This is a genomic window from Prochlorococcus sp. G4PB17, from assembly GCF_059772445.1.
Genome location: NZ_CM186288.1, coordinates 905,317 through 922,678 on the forward strand (window position 1 = coordinate 905,317; position 17,362 = coordinate 922,678).

Annotated in this window: 18 protein-coding genes; 7 read left to right on the forward strand and 11 right to left on the reverse strand. The window is 34.5% G+C overall.

From position 1 onward, the window contains the following. Positions 1–63: 63 nt before the first annotated feature. From lpxC to purC, 3 genes are read right to left on the reverse strand one after another with little or no spacing between them, the layout of a single operon-like run. Positions 64–909 (reverse strand): UDP-3-O-acyl-N-acetylglucosamine deacetylase, encoded by an 846-nt coding sequence (lpxC, locus tag AC6EJB_RS05550; RefSeq protein ID WP_498492825.1) that lies wholly within the window; start codon positions 907–909, stop codon positions 64–66. Then, a complete protein-coding gene (locus tag AC6EJB_RS05555) occupies positions 909–3,212 on the reverse strand; it encodes a BamA/OMP85 family outer membrane protein (protein WP_498492827.1) in 2,304 nt (767 codons plus the stop codon). Before AC6EJB_RS05555 ends, lpxC begins: the two co-directional genes overlap by 1 nt. Before the next feature lie 55 nt (positions 3,213–3,267). Continuing rightward, positions 3,268–4,011, reverse strand: coding sequence for a phosphoribosylaminoimidazolesuccinocarboxamide synthase (purC, locus tag AC6EJB_RS05560; protein ID WP_498492829.1), 744 nt, complete (start codon positions 4,009–4,011; stop codon positions 3,268–3,270). Between the two features lie 185 nt (positions 4,012–4,196). Between purC and purD the strand changes: the two genes are divergently transcribed. Then, positions 4,197–5,510, forward strand: coding sequence for a phosphoribosylamine--glycine ligase (gene purD / locus AC6EJB_RS05565; RefSeq protein ID WP_498492831.1), 1,314 nt, complete (start codon positions 4,197–4,199; stop codon positions 5,508–5,510). 16 nt (positions 5,511–5,526) lie between these two features. Continuing rightward, positions 5,527–7,596 (forward strand): HAMP domain-containing sensor histidine kinase, encoded by a 2,070-nt coding sequence (locus AC6EJB_RS05570; RefSeq protein ID WP_498492833.1) that lies wholly within the window; start codon positions 5,527–5,529, stop codon positions 7,594–7,596. Positions 7,597–7,602: 6 nt separating this feature from the next. Here the strand turns inward: AC6EJB_RS05570 and kaiC are convergent, their stop codons facing one another. Together kaiC and kaiB are read right to left on the reverse strand one after the other, a co-directional pair. After that, positions 7,603–9,102 carry a circadian clock protein KaiC gene (gene kaiC / locus AC6EJB_RS05575; protein ID WP_498492834.1) on the reverse strand — a complete coding sequence of 500 codons (1,500 nt, stop codon included), beginning with the start codon at positions 9,100–9,102 and terminating at the stop codon, positions 7,603–7,605. 128 nt (positions 9,103–9,230) lie between these two features. Next, on the reverse strand, positions 9,231–9,554 hold the full coding sequence (gene kaiB / locus AC6EJB_RS05580) for a circadian clock protein KaiB (RefSeq protein WP_498492835.1): 324 nt from the start codon (positions 9,552–9,554) through the stop codon (positions 9,231–9,233). A gap of 181 nt (positions 9,555–9,735) precedes the next feature. Here kaiB and rplU point away from each other — a divergent pair, with 181 nt between their 5' ends. Both rplU and rpmA read left to right on the forward strand, forming a co-directional pair. After that, entirely contained in the window at positions 9,736–10,155 is a 420-nt protein-coding gene (gene rplU, locus AC6EJB_RS05585) for a 50S ribosomal protein L21 (protein WP_498492837.1), read from the forward strand. Between the two features lie 25 nt (positions 10,156–10,180). After that, complete coding sequence (gene rpmA / locus AC6EJB_RS05590) at positions 10,181–10,453, forward strand: 50S ribosomal protein L27 (RefSeq protein WP_498492838.1); 273 nt, start codon at positions 10,181–10,183, stop codon at positions 10,451–10,453. Here rpmA and AC6EJB_RS05595 read toward each other — a convergent pair. Then, entirely contained in the window at positions 10,445–11,200 is a 756-nt protein-coding gene (locus AC6EJB_RS05595; RefSeq protein ID WP_498492840.1) for a class I SAM-dependent methyltransferase, read from the reverse strand. The genes rpmA and AC6EJB_RS05595 overlap by 9 nt on opposite strands. Before the next feature lie 96 nt (positions 11,201–11,296). Between AC6EJB_RS05595 and truB the strand changes: the two genes are divergently transcribed. Continuing rightward, complete coding sequence (gene truB / locus AC6EJB_RS05600) at positions 11,297–12,241, forward strand: tRNA pseudouridine(55) synthase TruB (protein WP_498492841.1); 945 nt, start codon at positions 11,297–11,299, stop codon at positions 12,239–12,241. 53 nt (positions 12,242–12,294) lie between these two features. On the opposite strand, the gene AC6EJB_RS05605 is transcribed toward truB, so the two are convergent. Beyond that, positions 12,295–13,545, reverse strand: a complete 1,251-nt coding sequence (locus AC6EJB_RS05605) for a SpoIID/LytB domain-containing protein (protein ID WP_498492843.1) — start codon at positions 13,543–13,545, stop codon at positions 12,295–12,297. Positions 13,546–13,642: 97 nt separating this feature from the next. Here AC6EJB_RS05605 and rnz point away from each other — a divergent pair, with 97 nt between their 5' ends. Continuing rightward, on the forward strand, positions 13,643–14,599 hold the full coding sequence (rnz, locus tag AC6EJB_RS05610) for a ribonuclease Z (RefSeq protein WP_498492844.1): 957 nt from the start codon (positions 13,643–13,645) through the stop codon (positions 14,597–14,599). Positions 14,600–14,674: 75 nt separating this feature from the next. Continuing rightward, entirely contained in the window at positions 14,675–15,223 is a 549-nt protein-coding gene (locus AC6EJB_RS05615) for a pentapeptide repeat-containing protein (protein ID WP_498492846.1), read from the forward strand. Positions 15,224–15,297: 74 nt separating this feature from the next. Here AC6EJB_RS05615 and AC6EJB_RS05620 read toward each other — a convergent pair whose 3' ends face one another. From AC6EJB_RS05620 to prmA, 4 genes are all read right to left on the reverse strand, one after another. Further along, entirely contained in the window at positions 15,298–15,489 is a 192-nt protein-coding gene (locus tag AC6EJB_RS05620) for a hypothetical protein (protein ID WP_158467090.1), read from the reverse strand. Positions 15,490–15,614: 125 nt separating this feature from the next. After that, positions 15,615–16,004, reverse strand: coding sequence for a DUF8632 family protein (locus tag AC6EJB_RS05625; RefSeq protein ID WP_498492848.1), 390 nt, complete (start codon positions 16,002–16,004; stop codon positions 15,615–15,617). A gap of 109 nt (positions 16,005–16,113) precedes the next feature. After that, positions 16,114–16,413, reverse strand: coding sequence for a 2Fe-2S iron-sulfur cluster-binding protein (locus tag AC6EJB_RS05630; protein WP_498492849.1), 300 nt, complete (start codon positions 16,411–16,413; stop codon positions 16,114–16,116). A 36-nt stretch (positions 16,414–16,449) separates the two neighbouring features. After that, positions 16,450–17,361 carry a 50S ribosomal protein L11 methyltransferase gene (gene prmA, locus AC6EJB_RS05635; protein ID WP_498492850.1) on the reverse strand — a complete coding sequence of 304 codons (912 nt, stop codon included), beginning with the start codon at positions 17,359–17,361 and terminating at the stop codon, positions 16,450–16,452. Position 17,362 lies beyond the last annotated feature (1 nt).

Below are 17,362 nucleotides of genomic sequence, written 5' to 3' on the forward strand. Positions count from 1 at the left end.
TATTTGCTCACTATTTAAAACAGGTGGTTCGGAAGGAGAGATGTCAGTCAAAATCAGATTTAATTAAGTTAATACCTTTTGAAGAGAAGAGGCAAATTCCGCATGAAGAGCGTGAGACCCTTTATAAACAAAAATTTGCGCTTTCGGCAATCCAACAAAAGCTAAATCTCCAATCAAGTCAAGCAATTTATGACGCACTGGTTCGTTTGCAAATCTCAAGGGTGGATTCACCCAAGAATCACCATTACAAACCAGCGCATTTTCAAGAGCTCCTCCTTTAATTAGACCAGCTTTCTTTAATTCTTCTAACTGATCAAGAAAGCCAAAAGTTCGTGCAGGTGCAATTTCTTTAACAAAATTATTTGGGGACAGCTCAATAGAGAACATTTGCTGTCCAATTGCCTTGTATGGGAAATCAATCAAACCTACTAATTTCAATTTTTTTGATGGTATTGCAAAAATCACACTTTCTCCTTTGCTTACAAAAATTGGAGATTTAAGTTTTGGCCTTGGTTTAGGAGGTGTTATGGATTTAACCATTCCTACCTTTTGAATCTCTTCGATCCAACCAATAGCAGAACCATCAAGTAAGGGAATCTCACTGCCATTTATTTCCATAAGTGCATGAGTCAAGCCTGCTCCAATTAGTGACGCCAACAAGTGTTCTACGGTAGCTACTTTTTTTTCATTCAAAACAAGAGTTGTACATAAAGGAGTATTCCTTACTTGCGAAATATCTATGGGAATAACTTTATTTGGTTCATCTGAAAAAGATAAATGAAAGCCTGGTAATTCTATTGGTTTAAGTATGATTTTACATTTTAACCCTGAATGTAATCCAACACCTTCTTTTTTAATTTCATTCCTAAGCGTCCAACCTTGTTCATAATCATCGGGGAAAGAAAACACTAGAACTTCCAACCAATCCCAATGTTATATCTCCAATGACCACTAAAATCCTGACTAGCAGCCTCTATCCGAATGGGGCCAACGGGAGTATTAATGACTGCTCCTGGTCCTACAGAAAAACCTGATCCTGGCTTTTCAAGGATTTTGCCAGGCTTGCCAGGGACATACGACTGGGAGCCAAAATCAGATCCTGCATCAAAAAATAACGATCCAGAAACCAATCGCCAAATAGGGAATCTATATTCCGCTGTTGCTTCTCCATAATTTCTTGAAACTCCTAGATCACAAGAACTCCAACCTCTAACAGAACTAGTCCCACCCAAGCAAAATGCTTCGTAAGGGGGCAGGTCTCCAACTATTGTTCCAATTTTTGCTTGAAAACCAATCGATTGGGGGCAATCAGTTTTTTCACCAGACTTAGGTCGACAACCCTTATGAAACTTCAACAAATTAACAGGATAAAAACGTGAATAACTGATTCTAGTTCTATTAAAAGTTGGAGAATCTTCTCCTAAAGTAATAAATTGTTCTGAACCTATATTGAAATAATCCCCTGAAGTCGGATTCCTTGAATTATCTAAATTATTATAAGTAATAGCACTTTTAAAACTAACAAGTGTATTTTCTGTAGAGCAATTATATGCGACACAAATAACTTCATTTTTAGGAACTTTACCTTCCTTAAAATTTGTAGATGCTACACCGTATGGTCTTTTATCTCCTGCATAGTCTATAGGTTTAACTTTCTGAAAGTTTGCACCTACTAATACACTCCAAGGAACCTTTTTTAGAGGCTGACCTCCATTTAGTGGTCTTGCGAAAGAGAAACCTCCGCCTGTTCGCTCCAAGACAATAGAATCACCCTCATAATCAAACCAGCTAAATTGAGGTGCAAATTTCTTGGCTGAAGAAAGATTAGCAAATGGGCCAGTTTCAACTAAGACATTATTGTTACTTAAATCTAAATTATGAGATTGATTAGTGTCATAACTTATTGATGAATTAGCTGCCTCATATCTATCTGCAACTCCACGGATACTTCCCCCATCTTGACTCCTAAACTCTTGAGGAACTTCTCTACTTAAATATAGTGAAGTTCTAAAGGATGTTCTATGCTTATCATTTTTAATCCAGGGGTCATATAAAGAAAGGTTTAAGAGTGCTCCATATTCTCCATAGGTCAGATTCATATTGGATGACCATGACCTTCCAACAAGATTAGACTCCTGTAATCCAATCTGACCAAATACACCTTGAGCCCCACTATAACCAAGACCTCCTGTCAAAGATCCAGTTCTTTGCTCGGTTATACCCAATAAAACTATAATCTTTCCAGGTTCAGAATTAACAGGTTTAAGAGTAACTTTTACATCATTAAAAAGTGAAGTAGAATATAATCTTTTAATATCAGATTCTAATTTAGATCTATTAAAAATATCTCCTACTTTAGTAATCAACTCTCTTTCAATTACCCATTTTTTTGTTTTCCCCTTTATTAACCTACCTTTTTCATCTTCTATATTTCCATCTTCATCAATAAAGTTAATCTCAATTCCAGCAATATATCCTTCTAAAATATTAAGCTCAACTATTCCATCTTTTGTTACACGACTTGGACCAGATATCCTTGCCAAAGAGTAGCCATTAGAATTATACCAATCTTTGATTTCTTTTATCCTTATTTGAAGAGTATTTAGATTTAAAGTTTTACCATAGTCATTATTAAAAATCTTATCTAATTTTGTATTTGAAAGTTTTTTCTCAACAGGCAAGATATTTATCCTATTTAAGATTGGATTTGGTTCAACTTTAATCAGAAGTTTAACTCCAGAGGCAGTCTGCAAAGATTCAATTTTTGCACCTGAGAAGAAACCCGATGAGTAAATACGATCTAAGTCTTTCTTTACTTCCTCACTTATAACTTTACTCCCAGGTCTAATTAGCATTGCATCATAAGCAATAACTTCCAAGAGTTCTTTTTCAGGATGATCTTCAAGACCTTGAATAATTATCTCTGATATTAATACTCTTTTTTCTTCAGTTGCTTTATTTTCATCTTCTTGATTCGTTTCTTCAGCAATTAGTCTTCTATCTAATATGCGATTCAATTCATTATCATTAAGCTGATTATTATATTGAGAGTTTTCATTATGCTGATTAATAGAAAATAATTTTTTTTCTTCTGAGACTATTCCAGATGCTTTTATTTCTCCTAAAAGACTAATAAAAGGAATTGTCAAAGCAAATGCAGATAAACTTTTGCTTATTAATTTTGTATTCGAGTTGGCGTGTCTTTTGAACATAGTTTTCAAACGAATTTCATTTAAACGACTGAATTACTAATAGAGAAAAATTTGCTTAAGTAGCCTTCGAGGAGTCTTTTTCTATACGTTTCAAAATCTCCTCATAGGCGTCTATCACACCTCCAAGATCTTGCCGAAAGCGGTCTTTGTCAAGGATACGTTCCTTAGGATCAGAATTTTTTTTATCCCAAAACCTACAATTATCTGGACTTATTTCATCCGCCACCACAATTTTTCCTGAGGAATTAGTTCCAAATTCTAATTTAAAATCAACCAATAGGAGATCAAGTGAATCAAAATATTCTTTTAAAATTCTATTAACATGTCTAGTAATTTTTTTTACTTCTTCCATCTGAATATCACTTATCAAATCAAGCAACTTTAGTCTTCCTTCTGTAAGTATAGGATCCCCCAATTCATCATCTTTATAATATAAATCCATTAGTGGAGGGATTAATATTGTTCCTTGGTCAATTGGTGTTTCTCTGCATAATGATCCAGTAGCAATATTACGAATAACAACCTCTAAAGGAATTACTTTAATTTTTTCAGCGATCATAAATGTTTCTGAATGAAGTTTTAAGAAATGAGTAGGGATTCCATTAAATTGAAGCAATTTAAAAAGTGCTGCAGAAATTTTGCAATTCAAACGACCTTTACCCTCAATCTCTGATCGTTTTTTTGCGTTAAAGGCTGTAGCATCATTTTTGAACTCTATCAAAACCCTATCTGGGTTTTCACAAGCAAAAACTCGTTTTGCCTTACCTTCATAAATAAGGTTTCCTTGGATATGATTCATTAATGACACTCATATCAAATTAGTATAAATAGACAATGATTAAAAAATCACCTCAATCAAAACAAATTTATTTAAAAACTAAAAAGCAAACAATTCAAAAATTGATTGGCCCAGAACTAATTAACTATTAAAAGCTAATTTTAAGTTCCTCTAAACTTCTTTTTCAATATAGCAAGAAAAAAACTATGGCAAAGAATCAAAACGACATTGGAATAAATCAATTAAAAAGGATTTTAATTGTTGGAAGTGGTGGAAGAGAAAACTCAATTGCTTGGGCATTATCGAAAAATATTTCTATTGAACAAATATATGTTTGTCCTGGGAATGGAGGCACCGCCAATTTCGAAAAATGTATTTGCCTAGAACTTGAATCTAAAGAGGAAGAAACAATTATTTTTGAATGTATTAGGTTGCAAATTAATTTAATTATTATTGGTCCTGAAATTCCTTTGGCTGAAGGATTAGCTAATAAAATGCGCGAAGCAGGATTAACAGTTTTTGGTCCCTGCAAAGAAGGTGCTCAATTAGAAGCAAGTAAAGACTGGGCAAAGACTTTAATGATAGAAAACAATATACCTACAGCCAATTACTGGACCACAGAATCTAAAGAGGACGCACTAAAAATTCTCGACAGTTTCAACCAACCTCTTGTTGTCAAAGCTGACGGTCTTGCCGCAGGTAAGGGTGTAACTGTTTGTGAAACAATTGAAGAATCTAAGTATGCAATTGAAGAAGTCTTTTCAGGAAAATTTGGGTCTTCAGGGAACAAAGTAATTCTTGAAGAAAAAATTGAAGGACCAGAGGTCTCTATTTTTGCTCTATGTGATGGAGAAAAATTAATTGTTCTTCCTCCAGCACAAGATCACAAAAGGTTGCTTGAAGGGGACAAAGGTCCAAATACAGGTGGAATGGGAGCTTACGCACCTGCACCTTTAATTAACGAAAAAGATTTGAAAGAATTAACTGAACTAATTCTTATCCCAACACTAAAAGGTTTAATAAAAAGGAAAATCAAATATATCGGAGTAATTTATGCAGGGTTAATGCTTACCACATCTGGACCAAAAGTTATTGAATTTAATTGCCGCTTTGGCGACCCAGAATGTCAAGCACTAATGCCATTAATGGGAGAAGAATTTGCATCTGTACTTTTTTCATGCGCTCGTGGTGAGGCAGAAAAGGCACCAAAGCTAACATTTAATAATTTGTGCAGTGTTTGTGTAGTTGCTGCATCAAAGGGATATCCTGAAAAGCCACAAAAAGGTGATCAAGTAAATATAAATTTTCAATCAAATTCCTCACTCCAAGTTTTTCATGCTGGAACCACAAGAGATCAATTTAACAATATAATTACAACAGGAGGTCGAGTGCTTTCGGTAGTTGCTCAAGAAGATAGCTTCGAAAGTGCCTTCGAATTGGCCTACGATAGTTTAAATCAAATCAACTTTGATGGTATGCATTATCGCAAAGATATTGGTTACCAAATAAGAAATATTTAAAATTTAGGTTTAGTTAATGAACAATCAAAATTCAAATTCAAATAATAATTTTTCGCCTCCAGATGAAGAGCAATTATTTGAGTTTTCTAGATTATCCAGAAAAATAACTTCATGGTGGTCTAGATTTAATCTAAGGTCGAAGTTACTAGCAATTGGAACGCTAGTAGTTAGTTTTATAATGACACTTATTACATTCTTTGCTTTAAGTAGCATACAAAAAGATGCAGGAATGAATGATACAAGATATGCCAGAGATTTAGGATTATTACTATCAGGAAATGTTACAGAGTTAGTAGCTAATAATCAAAAAAGAGAACTTTTTAATGTTGCTGAGAAGTTCTGGCGTTCAAGCAGAAATTTAAGGTACATTTTTTTCACCGATCCAGATGGTTTTGTCAAACTGGGTATCCCTGTAAGTGCTACAAACTCAGAGCCAGAAGACGAAGCCGCTTTACAACTTACAAGAAAACTGCAATTACCTAATGAATTAAAGAAACAACCTCAATTTCCATTAATCAGACAACATTCAACTCCTCAAGGTCAAGTAACTGACGTTTTCGTTCCAATGCTTTGGAAGGGTGAATATTTGGGCACCTTGGCTCTAGGAGTAACACCTAATAAAAAAGCCCTTGCGACAGCAGCATTAACTAGAGAGATTACTGTTGCTGTATTTATTTCAATTTGGGTATTAGTAATAATCGGAGCAGTATTTAATGCTCTAACAATCACAAGACCAATTAGAGAATTGGTTATTGGAGTCAGAGAAATTGCCAAAGGTAATTTCAAATCAAGAGTAGATCTCCCAATGAGTGGGGAACTAGGAGAGCTTTTAAATGGGTTTAATGCAATGGCATCTAAATTAGAGGACTATGATGCTGCGAATATTGAGGAATTAAAAGCTGCTCAAGTTAAACAACAATCTCTTATAGCCACTATGGCTGATGGTGCTCTTCTTCTCGACGAGGAAGGTAAAATTGTTTTAGTTAATCCCACTGCCAGAAGACTGTTTCGCTGGGAAGGAAGAAATCTTGAAGGGCAAAAGTTATTAACTCAACTTCCTGACTTACTTATAAAAGAATTAGAAACACCCATAACATCTCTTTTAAATAATTTTGGAGATAGTGATGACTTACGTTGTAATCTTGAAGAACCTCCAAGAACACTTCGTATTGTTTTAAAATCGGTCAGGGATACAACTGGTGAAAACATTAAAGGTATTGCAGTTACCGTTCAAGATCTCACTAGGGAAGTTCAATTAAATGCAGCACAAAAAAGATTTATTAGTAATGTTTCGCATGAGCTAAGGACACCTTTATTTAATATAAAAAGCTATGTAGAAACTCTTTATGATCTTGGAGAACAGCTTACAAAAGATGAGCAAAAAGAATTTTTAGGTGTAGCTAATTCAGAGACAGATAGACTTACTAGATTAGTTAATGATGTTCTAGACCTATCGAAATTAGAATCTGGTAGAACTATCCAATTAGAACCAATAAATATAAAAGAAGCTATTGAGCAAACCCTAAGAAATTACAAACTAAATGCCGAAGATAAAAATGTTAAATTAACACTAAACCTAGAAAACAACTTACCGTTTGTTTTAGGTAACTGGGATATGTTGCTTCAAGTTTTAGATAACCTTGTAGGCAATGCGCTTAAATTCAGTAATGATGGAGGGATAATTAACTTAAAAGCTTATACCTGGCCAGATATATGCGTTGCCTCACAAGTTGATCCAGATAATAAAGCTCCTCATTGTGAGATTCTATCTCCAATGCCTAAAATCAGATTAGAGGTCTCTGATACAGGGTGTGGTATTTCAGATATCGATCAACAAAGAATATTTGAACGTTTTTATAGAGTAGAGGACTCTGTTCATACAGAAGTAGGAACTGGTCTAGGGCTTTCAATTGTTAAGGGTATCGTTGATAAACACGGAAGTGAAATAAGAATGGCTAGCGAACCAAATACTGGAACGACTTTTTGGTTTGAACTTCCACTTGAAGACTCTGATGCTGATCAGTTATTACTAAAGTCTGCAAGAAAAAACTGGGAGATAGAAAATGATAATTCTTTAGTTTTATAGAAACCACTATTCATTTGACTGAATGCTTTTGAATACTCCTGGAATCTGATCTTCATTATTAATACGATGAGGGGCTCCACTGAAAATCTGCTCAAAATTAGAGAATGAGTCTTTAATTTCAGGACCATCATTAGTAATAATATATTCGCGAATCCTTTTGTCATGCCAGGATCCGCGCATTTTAAAGACATTTATTGCTCTTGCCATTTCACCTCTTATTTCTACATATTGCAAAAGCAAAATAGTATCAGTTATTGTTGATATATGGGAATCAGTTATTGAGTGACTTCCCATAAATTCTTCCGCAGTATTTGTAAAGAATCCTGCTATTTCTTCCTGTTTTGCATAGCCGGTAACACCAATAACGAATTGCCTAAATGCATTCAAACTTACACCTCTAGCTAATGCAGAAAGAGAATCAATTGCCATTCTTGAGGGTTTATATTCACAAATCTCTGATTTAATGATTTGCAAATGGTCTTCAAGCCCAGTTGATTCTGGATATGCACAAATAATCTTTAATAATCCTTCAGCTTCCATTTTTTCAAAGTCAATCCCCCAGCTGGTTGCATTACGAAGCAGTTGTGCTCTTGATTCCTCATAAGCAAAAAGTATTGTTCTTTCCTTATTTAAATAAGCGTCCTCAACGAACTTAGAAACCAGCATTGTTTTTCCAGTACCAGTTGCACCAGTTGCAAGAATGATTGAATCTTGAAAATACCCACCTCCACACATTTCATCTAAATCGGGGACACCTGAACTAATCCGAATATTTGATGATCTTTGAGTTAATCTCATTGCACCCAAAGGAAATGCAACTATTCCATGAGCACCCATAGTGAAGGGGAATTCACCCTTCATATGTGTAGTACCCCTTAATTTTAGGATTTCCACAGTTCTTCTTCTTTTCTCTGCCTCTAACACATTCCTCAAAATGACAACATTGTCAGAAACAAATTCTTCAACTCCATATCTAGCAATTGGACCATATTCCTCTATCCTTTCAGTTGTCATAACAGTAGTAACTCCTATTTCTTTAAGCCTTGCTATCAGTCGGAAGATCTCTCTTCTAACGACATAAATGGCATCATATTGTTGAAAAACTGCGGTCATAGAATCTATAGCAACTCTCTTAGCTTTGAATTTTCTAATTGCATAACTAATCCTCTCAATTAATCCTGACAAATCAAAACTTCCAGCAACGTCTTGTCCATCTGGATCTGGTGATGCATCTAAAATAAAAAGTTTATTTTGATCAATTAATTCTTGTAAGTCCCAACCAAAACTTGCTGCATTTCTAATGATATCTAAGGGCGATTCTTCAAAAGTAACGAAGACCCCAGGTTCATCAAAATTACAAATCCCATGATGAAGATATTGCAAAGAAAAAACTGTTTTACCTGTTCCAGATGTTCCGCTTACAAGAGTGCTTCTCGCATTCGGCAAACCTCCATGACAAATATCATCAAAGCCCTCTATTCCTGTAGGGAGTTTTTGAACCTGCATTGTTACTCGAATCTTTTTAAATAAAGAACGTAAAAGCTCTTATATAGAAACATAATAAACAAATATCAAGAATGGTTAATTCTCGGGTGGACTTAAGAATTCATTTACTTCTTGTTTTAATAGCTCCGTTATTTATCTGAAGAATAAAACATTTCTTTATCAGATAATTCATCATATAAGAGGTCTAAGCCAATTAAAACCTTTTCTCTATCTGAAAGGTCACCAATTATTCTTCTGACAGGTGGAGGTAGGATCTTGGCCAACGTTGGAGTAGCAAGAATTTTATCTTCTTCGGCTAATTGTGGACTTTTTAAAACATCAATTACTTTAAGAGCATATACCCCTTTGAATTCACTTTCCAAGATTTCGCGCAAAGTATTCAAAGCTCTCATTGAGTTTGGTGTATTCCCAGCCACATAAAGCTTGAGAATATATGTCTTCCTTACACTCATTTAAAAACCTCCAAAAATCACAGGAACATTTGTCCTTAATTAAATCTTGACTAAGTAAGCCGTAAAAAGCGAAAATGTTAGTTTGTTTTTCGATTACGATTAAGGCCAAATCGATTTTTAAATTAAAAGAGGAGAATTCCATCTTTAACTTATTTCGAGCCTTAACGTGTCACCAATAATCATGGCTGATAAAAAATCAACTCCAAAAAAGGAAACTCAAAAAAAAGAAACTTACGCGATAGTCGAAGCTTCGGGGAAACAATTTTGGCTTCAACCCAACCGCTACTACGATTTAGATAGATGCCAAGCGGAAGTCAATGATGTTTTGACAATAGAAAAAGTTCTTTTAGTTAGTGACGGCAAGGATTTAAAACTTGGAAAACCTTATATAAAAGATGCGAAAGTAGAAATAAAAGTCTTAGAACATAGAAGAGGTCCCAAAATAATTGTCTATAAAATGAGGCCAAAGAAGAAAACAAGACGAAAAAATGGACATCGTCAGGAGCTCACACGAGTTTTAGTTCAATCAATTTCTATAGGAACAAAATCAAAAAAATCGAAAGATTCCAAAACTACTACTGGTAAAGTAGAATCTGATTGATTTTAATTAAAAAATTACATAACCCATGGCTCATAAGAAAGGCACTGGATCAACTAGAAATGGAAGAGATTCAAACTCCAAAAGACTTGGTGTGAAAGCCTATGGTGGAGAAAAAGTAACAGCTGGATCTATTCTTATTCGTCAAAGAGGAACATCAATTCTTCCTGGAATTAATGTGGGAAAGGGAAAAGACGACACACTTTTCGCTTTAACTGATGGTTCTGTACATTTTGAAAGTATTCGCAGAGGCCTAAGAAACAGAAAAAGAATTAATATTTCTGCTGCAAAATCAATTTAATTTTTTTGTCAATGGTTTATAAGCTCTAGTAGTAATTAAGAACGGGTGAAAGACCTCTTGATAATTTTTTTGTAGGGTAAAGAAGAATTTTCTTATCATATCTGGATCATCAAAATGAAAAGGATATTCACCATTTTTTCCTTTGTAAAAATACCAATTCATTAAAGCAACCCCTTTAGGGGAAAGTTTCTCCAAAAAAATCTCTAATTGTTTTGATGGATCAGGAAGATGTTCTAGCACATCAAGGCAAATAACAGAGTCGAATATCACATTTGATACGCTTTCTAAATCTCTATGAACTGAAATCTGATTCTCAATACCTAATTGCTTCGCCCTTAGCTCTACGAAACTTCTATTTTGAGGATTAAGATCTATAAACCATACATGTTCAACATCAGGGAGCAATGAAGCAGCAAGAGCGTGCGTGCCAATACCTCCTCCAAAATCCAAAACTTTTCCAAAAGCAAATTGTTGTTGTAGTCGAAGAGTATCAGCTATGTAATTAGAACTGTTTAAATGCCATGATGCTAGGTCTATTAAATGAGCATCACCAACTTTTTCTTCATAAAAATCATCAGCATCATTCTTATTAAAAGCACCTGGGTGCAATGCTGCCAAATCATCAACACCGTTAATTAATCTTTGATCTAATTGCTCATTATTTATATGAAGAAAATTGGTAAGGTGATTTTTCAAATTAAAGCCATCTTCAAGGAAGCGAGAAACACTTAAATCCATATTGCTCATATTATTTGGCTCACTGAACGCACTGAGTTATAACTTTAAATGTTCAGGGTTACTTGAACAATCTTTTTATAAAAGCTTCAACCTGCAATATTAGTTTTGGAAAAGCCTTTTGGATTTGTTGTAATTGATAAGCCTGCTGGGCTTACTTCACATGATTGCGTAAATAGACTTCGAAAAGTATTTGGAATCAAAAAAGTTGGACATGCAGGAACTCTTGACCCATTAGTAACGGGAGTCCTTCCTATAGCAATTGGAGATGCGACAAGATTAATCTCCTATTTACAAGGTTCGAAAGCTTATAAAGGCATAATTCAACTTGGCTCCTCTACATTCACTGATGATATACAAGGAGAAGTTATACAATCAACAAGTTGGCCATTAATCAGCGAAACTAATTTAAATGATCTACTAAATAATTTTAGAGGTGAGATATTACAAAAGCCTCCTATATTTTCTAGTGTTCACATTGAAGGAGAGAGGGCGTACAAGAAAGCAAGAAGAGGAGAAAAATTTAATTTAACTCCTAAAAAAATTAATATAAACAAATTAGATTTATTAAGCTGGTCTCAAAATAAAGGGGAATTAATAGTTGAAGTAGACTGCTCAACAGGGACATATATTAGATCACTAGCCAGAGATATTGGAGATGAAATTGGATGTGGTGCTTATTTAAAAAGTTTAAGGCGTACAAAAGCATTTAATTTTAATGAACATCATGCAGTTTTACTTCCAGAGAAATTAGAATTTTATCCTGAAGAAAATAAGCCTAAGATACTAAATCCAAAAACATTTTTTGACCATCTTTCTTCCTTTAAATTAAGTTCTAAAGAAGAAATCTTAAGATGGCGTACAGGGAGAGAAATAAGCTATAAAAAACAGATTGAAAGTTTTAATTTGTTAAGAAAGTATGGAACCAAAAAGGGTAGCTATAATAATAAAATGATACTAGTATTTGATCAGGATGAGAACATCGCAGGTATAGCAAATTTAGAAGATGATTTAACAATTAAACCCAAAGTTGTTTTCAATGCAATTGGATAAAAATAATTCCATATAAAAACTAATAATAATTAAAAGTGAATTAAATTATATTTTTAATAGGTTTTTATTTGTACTCCAGTATAATAATGTTTGAGGATATTTCGAAAACTTGCCCCCTTTTCCGCCATTGCTTTCGCTCCCCATTGACTCATACCTACTCCATGCCCAGCCCCATAACCTTTTACCAATAAAAAATAATCTATTGGGATTTTTGGAAGAGGATAAAGTACTAAATCAGAAACTACTGTATTATCTAAATTAAAGTTATTTTTATTATTAGAATTAATTTCTTTAAAGAATTTATGTTGACTAGTTTTATTAAATTTTAACTCTAGCTCAAACTTATTACTAAGTAATTTAAGGTTTTTTCTTAAAGTTTTACCAGAAATATTTTTAGTACCATTGGGTCCATAAAGTCTAACCTCTAAGACTCTATCACTATTACTTTTTTTTAAAATTTGGATACCATTTAGTCCGCCCAATTCAGGAAATATCGCATTCAATTCTAAAGAAGTAAATTTTCTTGACCATCTATATTTTTTACTATTTTGATCATAGTCAATAACACTCTTTAAATATGGCAACTGATACTTCCAGACTTGACCACTGTTTTCAGTCATACCACCAGAACTACTATGAAAAACTGCCTCTATAAGTCTATTTTTATAAAACAAAGCTAGTGAATTTGTACTTTTAACTGCCCTATTTATTATTGCTGTTTCAGCTTCAAGTCCTAAATAAACTTGACTAGCTTGAGTAGAATGAATATCGAATAATTCATTTTTTTCTAAAAATTTTAAAGCATATGTCCTAGCGGCAATTGCTTGAGCTTGAAGTGCTGCGAGTGGAAATTCTTTAGGCATTTCACTACCAACAACACTTTGCAAATATTTCTCTAGTTTTAAATTATTTATTATTTGCAATTTCTTATTATTTAATAAAATTCTTAATTCTCCCGCATATCTTCTATTGTTATACCAAATCCCACGTTTATCGTTATTTTTAAGAATTAAATTAAAGTTATCAGGCAAATCAAACCATGAATTTAGATTGTTATTGATAGAATATCTAACTTTATCATTATTAAAGATAATATCTATAGATTTAATACTTTTATGTTTAGAAGATATCCCTTTAACAACAATAGATTTGAGACCATCTGCTCTAAATCTTGCCTTCTTTTCTTGACCTATTAAGACGCGAATTATAGGCTCTTGGGCCGCAGTCGCCTTTAATGGAGAAATGAATAATATGGCTACACAGATTATGACCCATCCAGACTTATTTTTAGGTGATGTGCTCAAAATAAAAATTGGATTTAGGTACTAATTCTGCCTATAAGAAAGATGATCTACCAGTGGTCAAAGCTATGAATGGCACCATTGATTAAAAGGAGAAAATTTGCAAATAACTTTCCTAGGAACAAGTTCAGGGGTTCCCACTCTGACAAGAAACGTATCAGCAATGGTATTTAAACCTCCTCAAAGATCAGATTTGTGGTTGTTCGATTGTGGCGAAGGTACACAACATCAGTTCATCAGAAGCAATCTTAAATTATCTCAAATAAAAAAAATTTTCATAACCCATATGCATGGGGACCATATCTATGGTCTACCAGGACTTTTAGCAAGTATTGGTTTGGCTGGTAGCAGCTCTGGTATTGAGCTTTATGGGCCAGCACCTCTTAAAGATTTTATCGATGCTTGCTTATATAACAGTTCAAGCAGATTGGCTTACTCTTTGACATTTCATAAAGTTGAGAATGCTGCCTTTCAAAAAGAAATATTATTTGAAGATTCAGACTTAGAAGTCAAAGCTGCTCCTCTCAAGCATCGAATTCCATCTTTTGCGTACAGAGTAAATCAGAAATCCAGACCAGGCAGATTCGACATAGACAAAGCAAAATCTCAAAAAATACCTCCTGGTCCTATATATGCAGCATTAAAAAGAGGAGAAGAGGTGAGATTAGATGATGGACGTATTTTTTCTGGGAAAGAATTCTGCGGTGCCTCTATACCTGGGATTAGCATGGTTTATTGCACAGATACTGTTTATACAGACTCAGCAATTGAAATTTCTAGAGAAGCAGATCTATTAATTCATGAAGCTACCTATGCTTATAAAGAAACTGAAATGGCTTATCAACGTGGGCATTCAACTGCCACTATGGCAGCTCAAATTGCTGCAAAAGCGAACGTAAATCAATTAATTTTGACTCATTTGAGTCCGAGATATACCCCTGGGAATGAAACAAGTCCTCATGATTTGCTTAATGAAGCAAAAGCAATTTTTCCAAATACCCAGTTGGCGAAAGACTTTTTACAAATTGACCTAAAAAAATGCTGCAACAGTTCTTGATCCCTTTGCCTATGAAATGCCACTACATGAAACAATGGTCGAGTTTGGTGCTTCCGTCAATCGCTGGCGTTATTAATGGACTCTCTTATTTCTTCTCTTAAACGGTCCCTTACAAGACTATTTGTTTTAATACCTGTGCTTGTAAGTCTCAGTATTAGTCCTCTTTCTGTAAGTGCCCTGTATCCCAGCGACCCTTCTTCAGTGGAGACCTTAGATACAAGCTTGGCTGGTCAGGACTTACAAAATACAGAGTATGTAAAATACGACTTATCAGGAAAAGATCTTGGTGGGGCGAATTTCACTGGGGCTTATTTCAGTGTCTCAAGTTTGAAGAACTCTGATTTAACAGGCGCAAACATGACCAATGTCATTGCCTATGCAACAAGGTTTGATAATGCAAACCTTACTAATGTCAATCTCACAGGTGCAGAGTTACTAAAAAGTATTTTTGATGGTGCGACCATTGATGGTGCTGACTTTACTGATGCTGTATTAGATAGAAGTCAACAAAAAAATCTATGCAAAGTAGCTACTGGGAACACAGCCGATAGTCTTGGTTGTAGCACTACAGCTGCTGGATATGTTCCTGCAACCAAAGGTCAAGGTTTCAATCCAGGTACATAAATTTATCTAAAATTTATTAACCAATAAAAAAAGGGCCAATGGCCCTTTTTTTATTGGTTAATAACTACTTTTTTTTACTTTGTGATCAGAAAGAAAGCCGCTGCAGCGCCACCAACCGCAAACATAGGCAACCCGACTAGCAAATGTGAGGTTCCAAATCCAAAGCCTTTTTGGCGCAATATAAAATAGCCAACTCCAGCAGCTCCAGCAGCCAATGGAATAGCAGCAGTAGCAGCAGAAGCAACAGCGTGATAGTCGAAGTTCATCCCTGTGTTGAAATTTAATTACTTACAATTATCCTTCAAATTTGAAAAATGGTATGAACATATGACTGAAATGCTTCATATCTTCATCACTTTAAATCCAAAAAGAGTTTCCAATTTTTCTAAACTCATGTCACTTGAGGCGCAATATTTGAGCTATCTCTAGAACGTGGATGCTTGCTGTACCACCATTCCTGAATATTCGTATCTAAACGACTAGAGAATAAAGTCAGAATAGTTTTTGTTGGTTTGACTCCTGGTTGGATAATCTCAACTGAATAAGATGGACATTTTTGTGCAGCAATGTCAGCAACCAATCTTTTCCCAATTCTTCTCCAGCTAGGCTCTTTACTTCGCCATGAGAGCCTGCAACAAGGCCAAGGTAATTCCTCACGGTCATAAAGACGACAACATGGTCCTAAAACCCTAAAACTAAATTGACCTCCAATACTTGAATGAATAGAACCATGATCTAAAAGACCTTGAACTTTATTGGTTGGCAAAACTTCTGAAATCAATTAAGGCCTAAATAATTTTATTTGCGCCCATGAGCACATAAACCAGAGGTTGGCGAGAAAGGAGCTATTTGGCAAGCAAAACGACAAAAATCTGGCGAAAAAATTAATATCAATACATTTCGTCTTCAGCATGGGTTCTGATTGTGCAATCTGAAATCGGATATGCAACACAAATCAAAACATAACCTTTTTTAATCTGATCATCGTCCAAAAAACTTTGATCCTGCTGATCAACCGCTCCTTTTTCTAATTTAGCTACACAAGTTGAACAAGCACCCGATCGACAGGAGCAGGGAAGCTCAATATTTTGTTCACATGCAGCATCAAGAATATATTTATCATCTGGGATATCAATAATTTCTTTAAGACCACTTAACTCATTAATAAAAGTGATCTTAAAAGATGTCATGAAGATTTTTAATCTGAAAATTTAGAATTTATTGAATCAAGGTGAATATAAAGTCAAAACCATTAAGGCCCATTGATCCTTTATTTTGATTTCAAGAATTTTCCAACCAAGTGGTAAAAAGAATTCTTGAAGTTCTTCAATTTGCTCAACTAATAAACCAGATAAAATTACTTTACCTTTATGACCAATAATTTTTTCGAAACCTGGCCCTATTGATTTTATGACAGGTGCAAGAATATTGCAGAGCACCAAATCAATTTTTTTTCTTGGCATATTCGCCTCAACTTCTTCAATAGAGCCAAGAAAAACATTTAAGAGATTTTCAGAAATATCATTTAAGGCAGAGTTGATTTTGGTGGCTGATATTGCCAAAGAATCAGTATCGACTGAGAAAGTACTCTTTGCTCCCAACTTCAATGCAACTAAAGATAGTATTCCGCTTCCACAACCTATATCAGCAATTGCTAGACCAACTGGAGGCTTATCATCCATGGCTTCAATACATAGCCTAGTAGAAGGATGGCTACCAGTTCCAAAAGCGCTCCCAGGATCCAAACGAATAATTTTTCGTTCTAAAAATTTTTCAGGAACATCTAACCACGCCGGTAAAATTAAAATTGATTTTCCTACTGGATCAGGTTTCCAATTTTTTTTCCAACTTAAGCTCCAATCTTCATCTTTTACTTGAATCCATTTGCATGGAGGCAATGTAAAGTCAAAAGTTTTTGCCAACGAGCTTAGTGATTGCACTAGGTTCTCTTGCTCACCAACTGTCCACTCATTCAAAGGAAGCCATATAAATAAGGTTTGAGTAGTATTTTGATTTGGATCATGCTCAAAAGAAAATCTATGAATTTCTAAATTGCTAAAAAGCCAATAAAAAGAATCTTCTAACTCAACTGGAAATTCCTGCTCAAATCTCAACCAAGGAAACTGGGAGTTTTGCAAA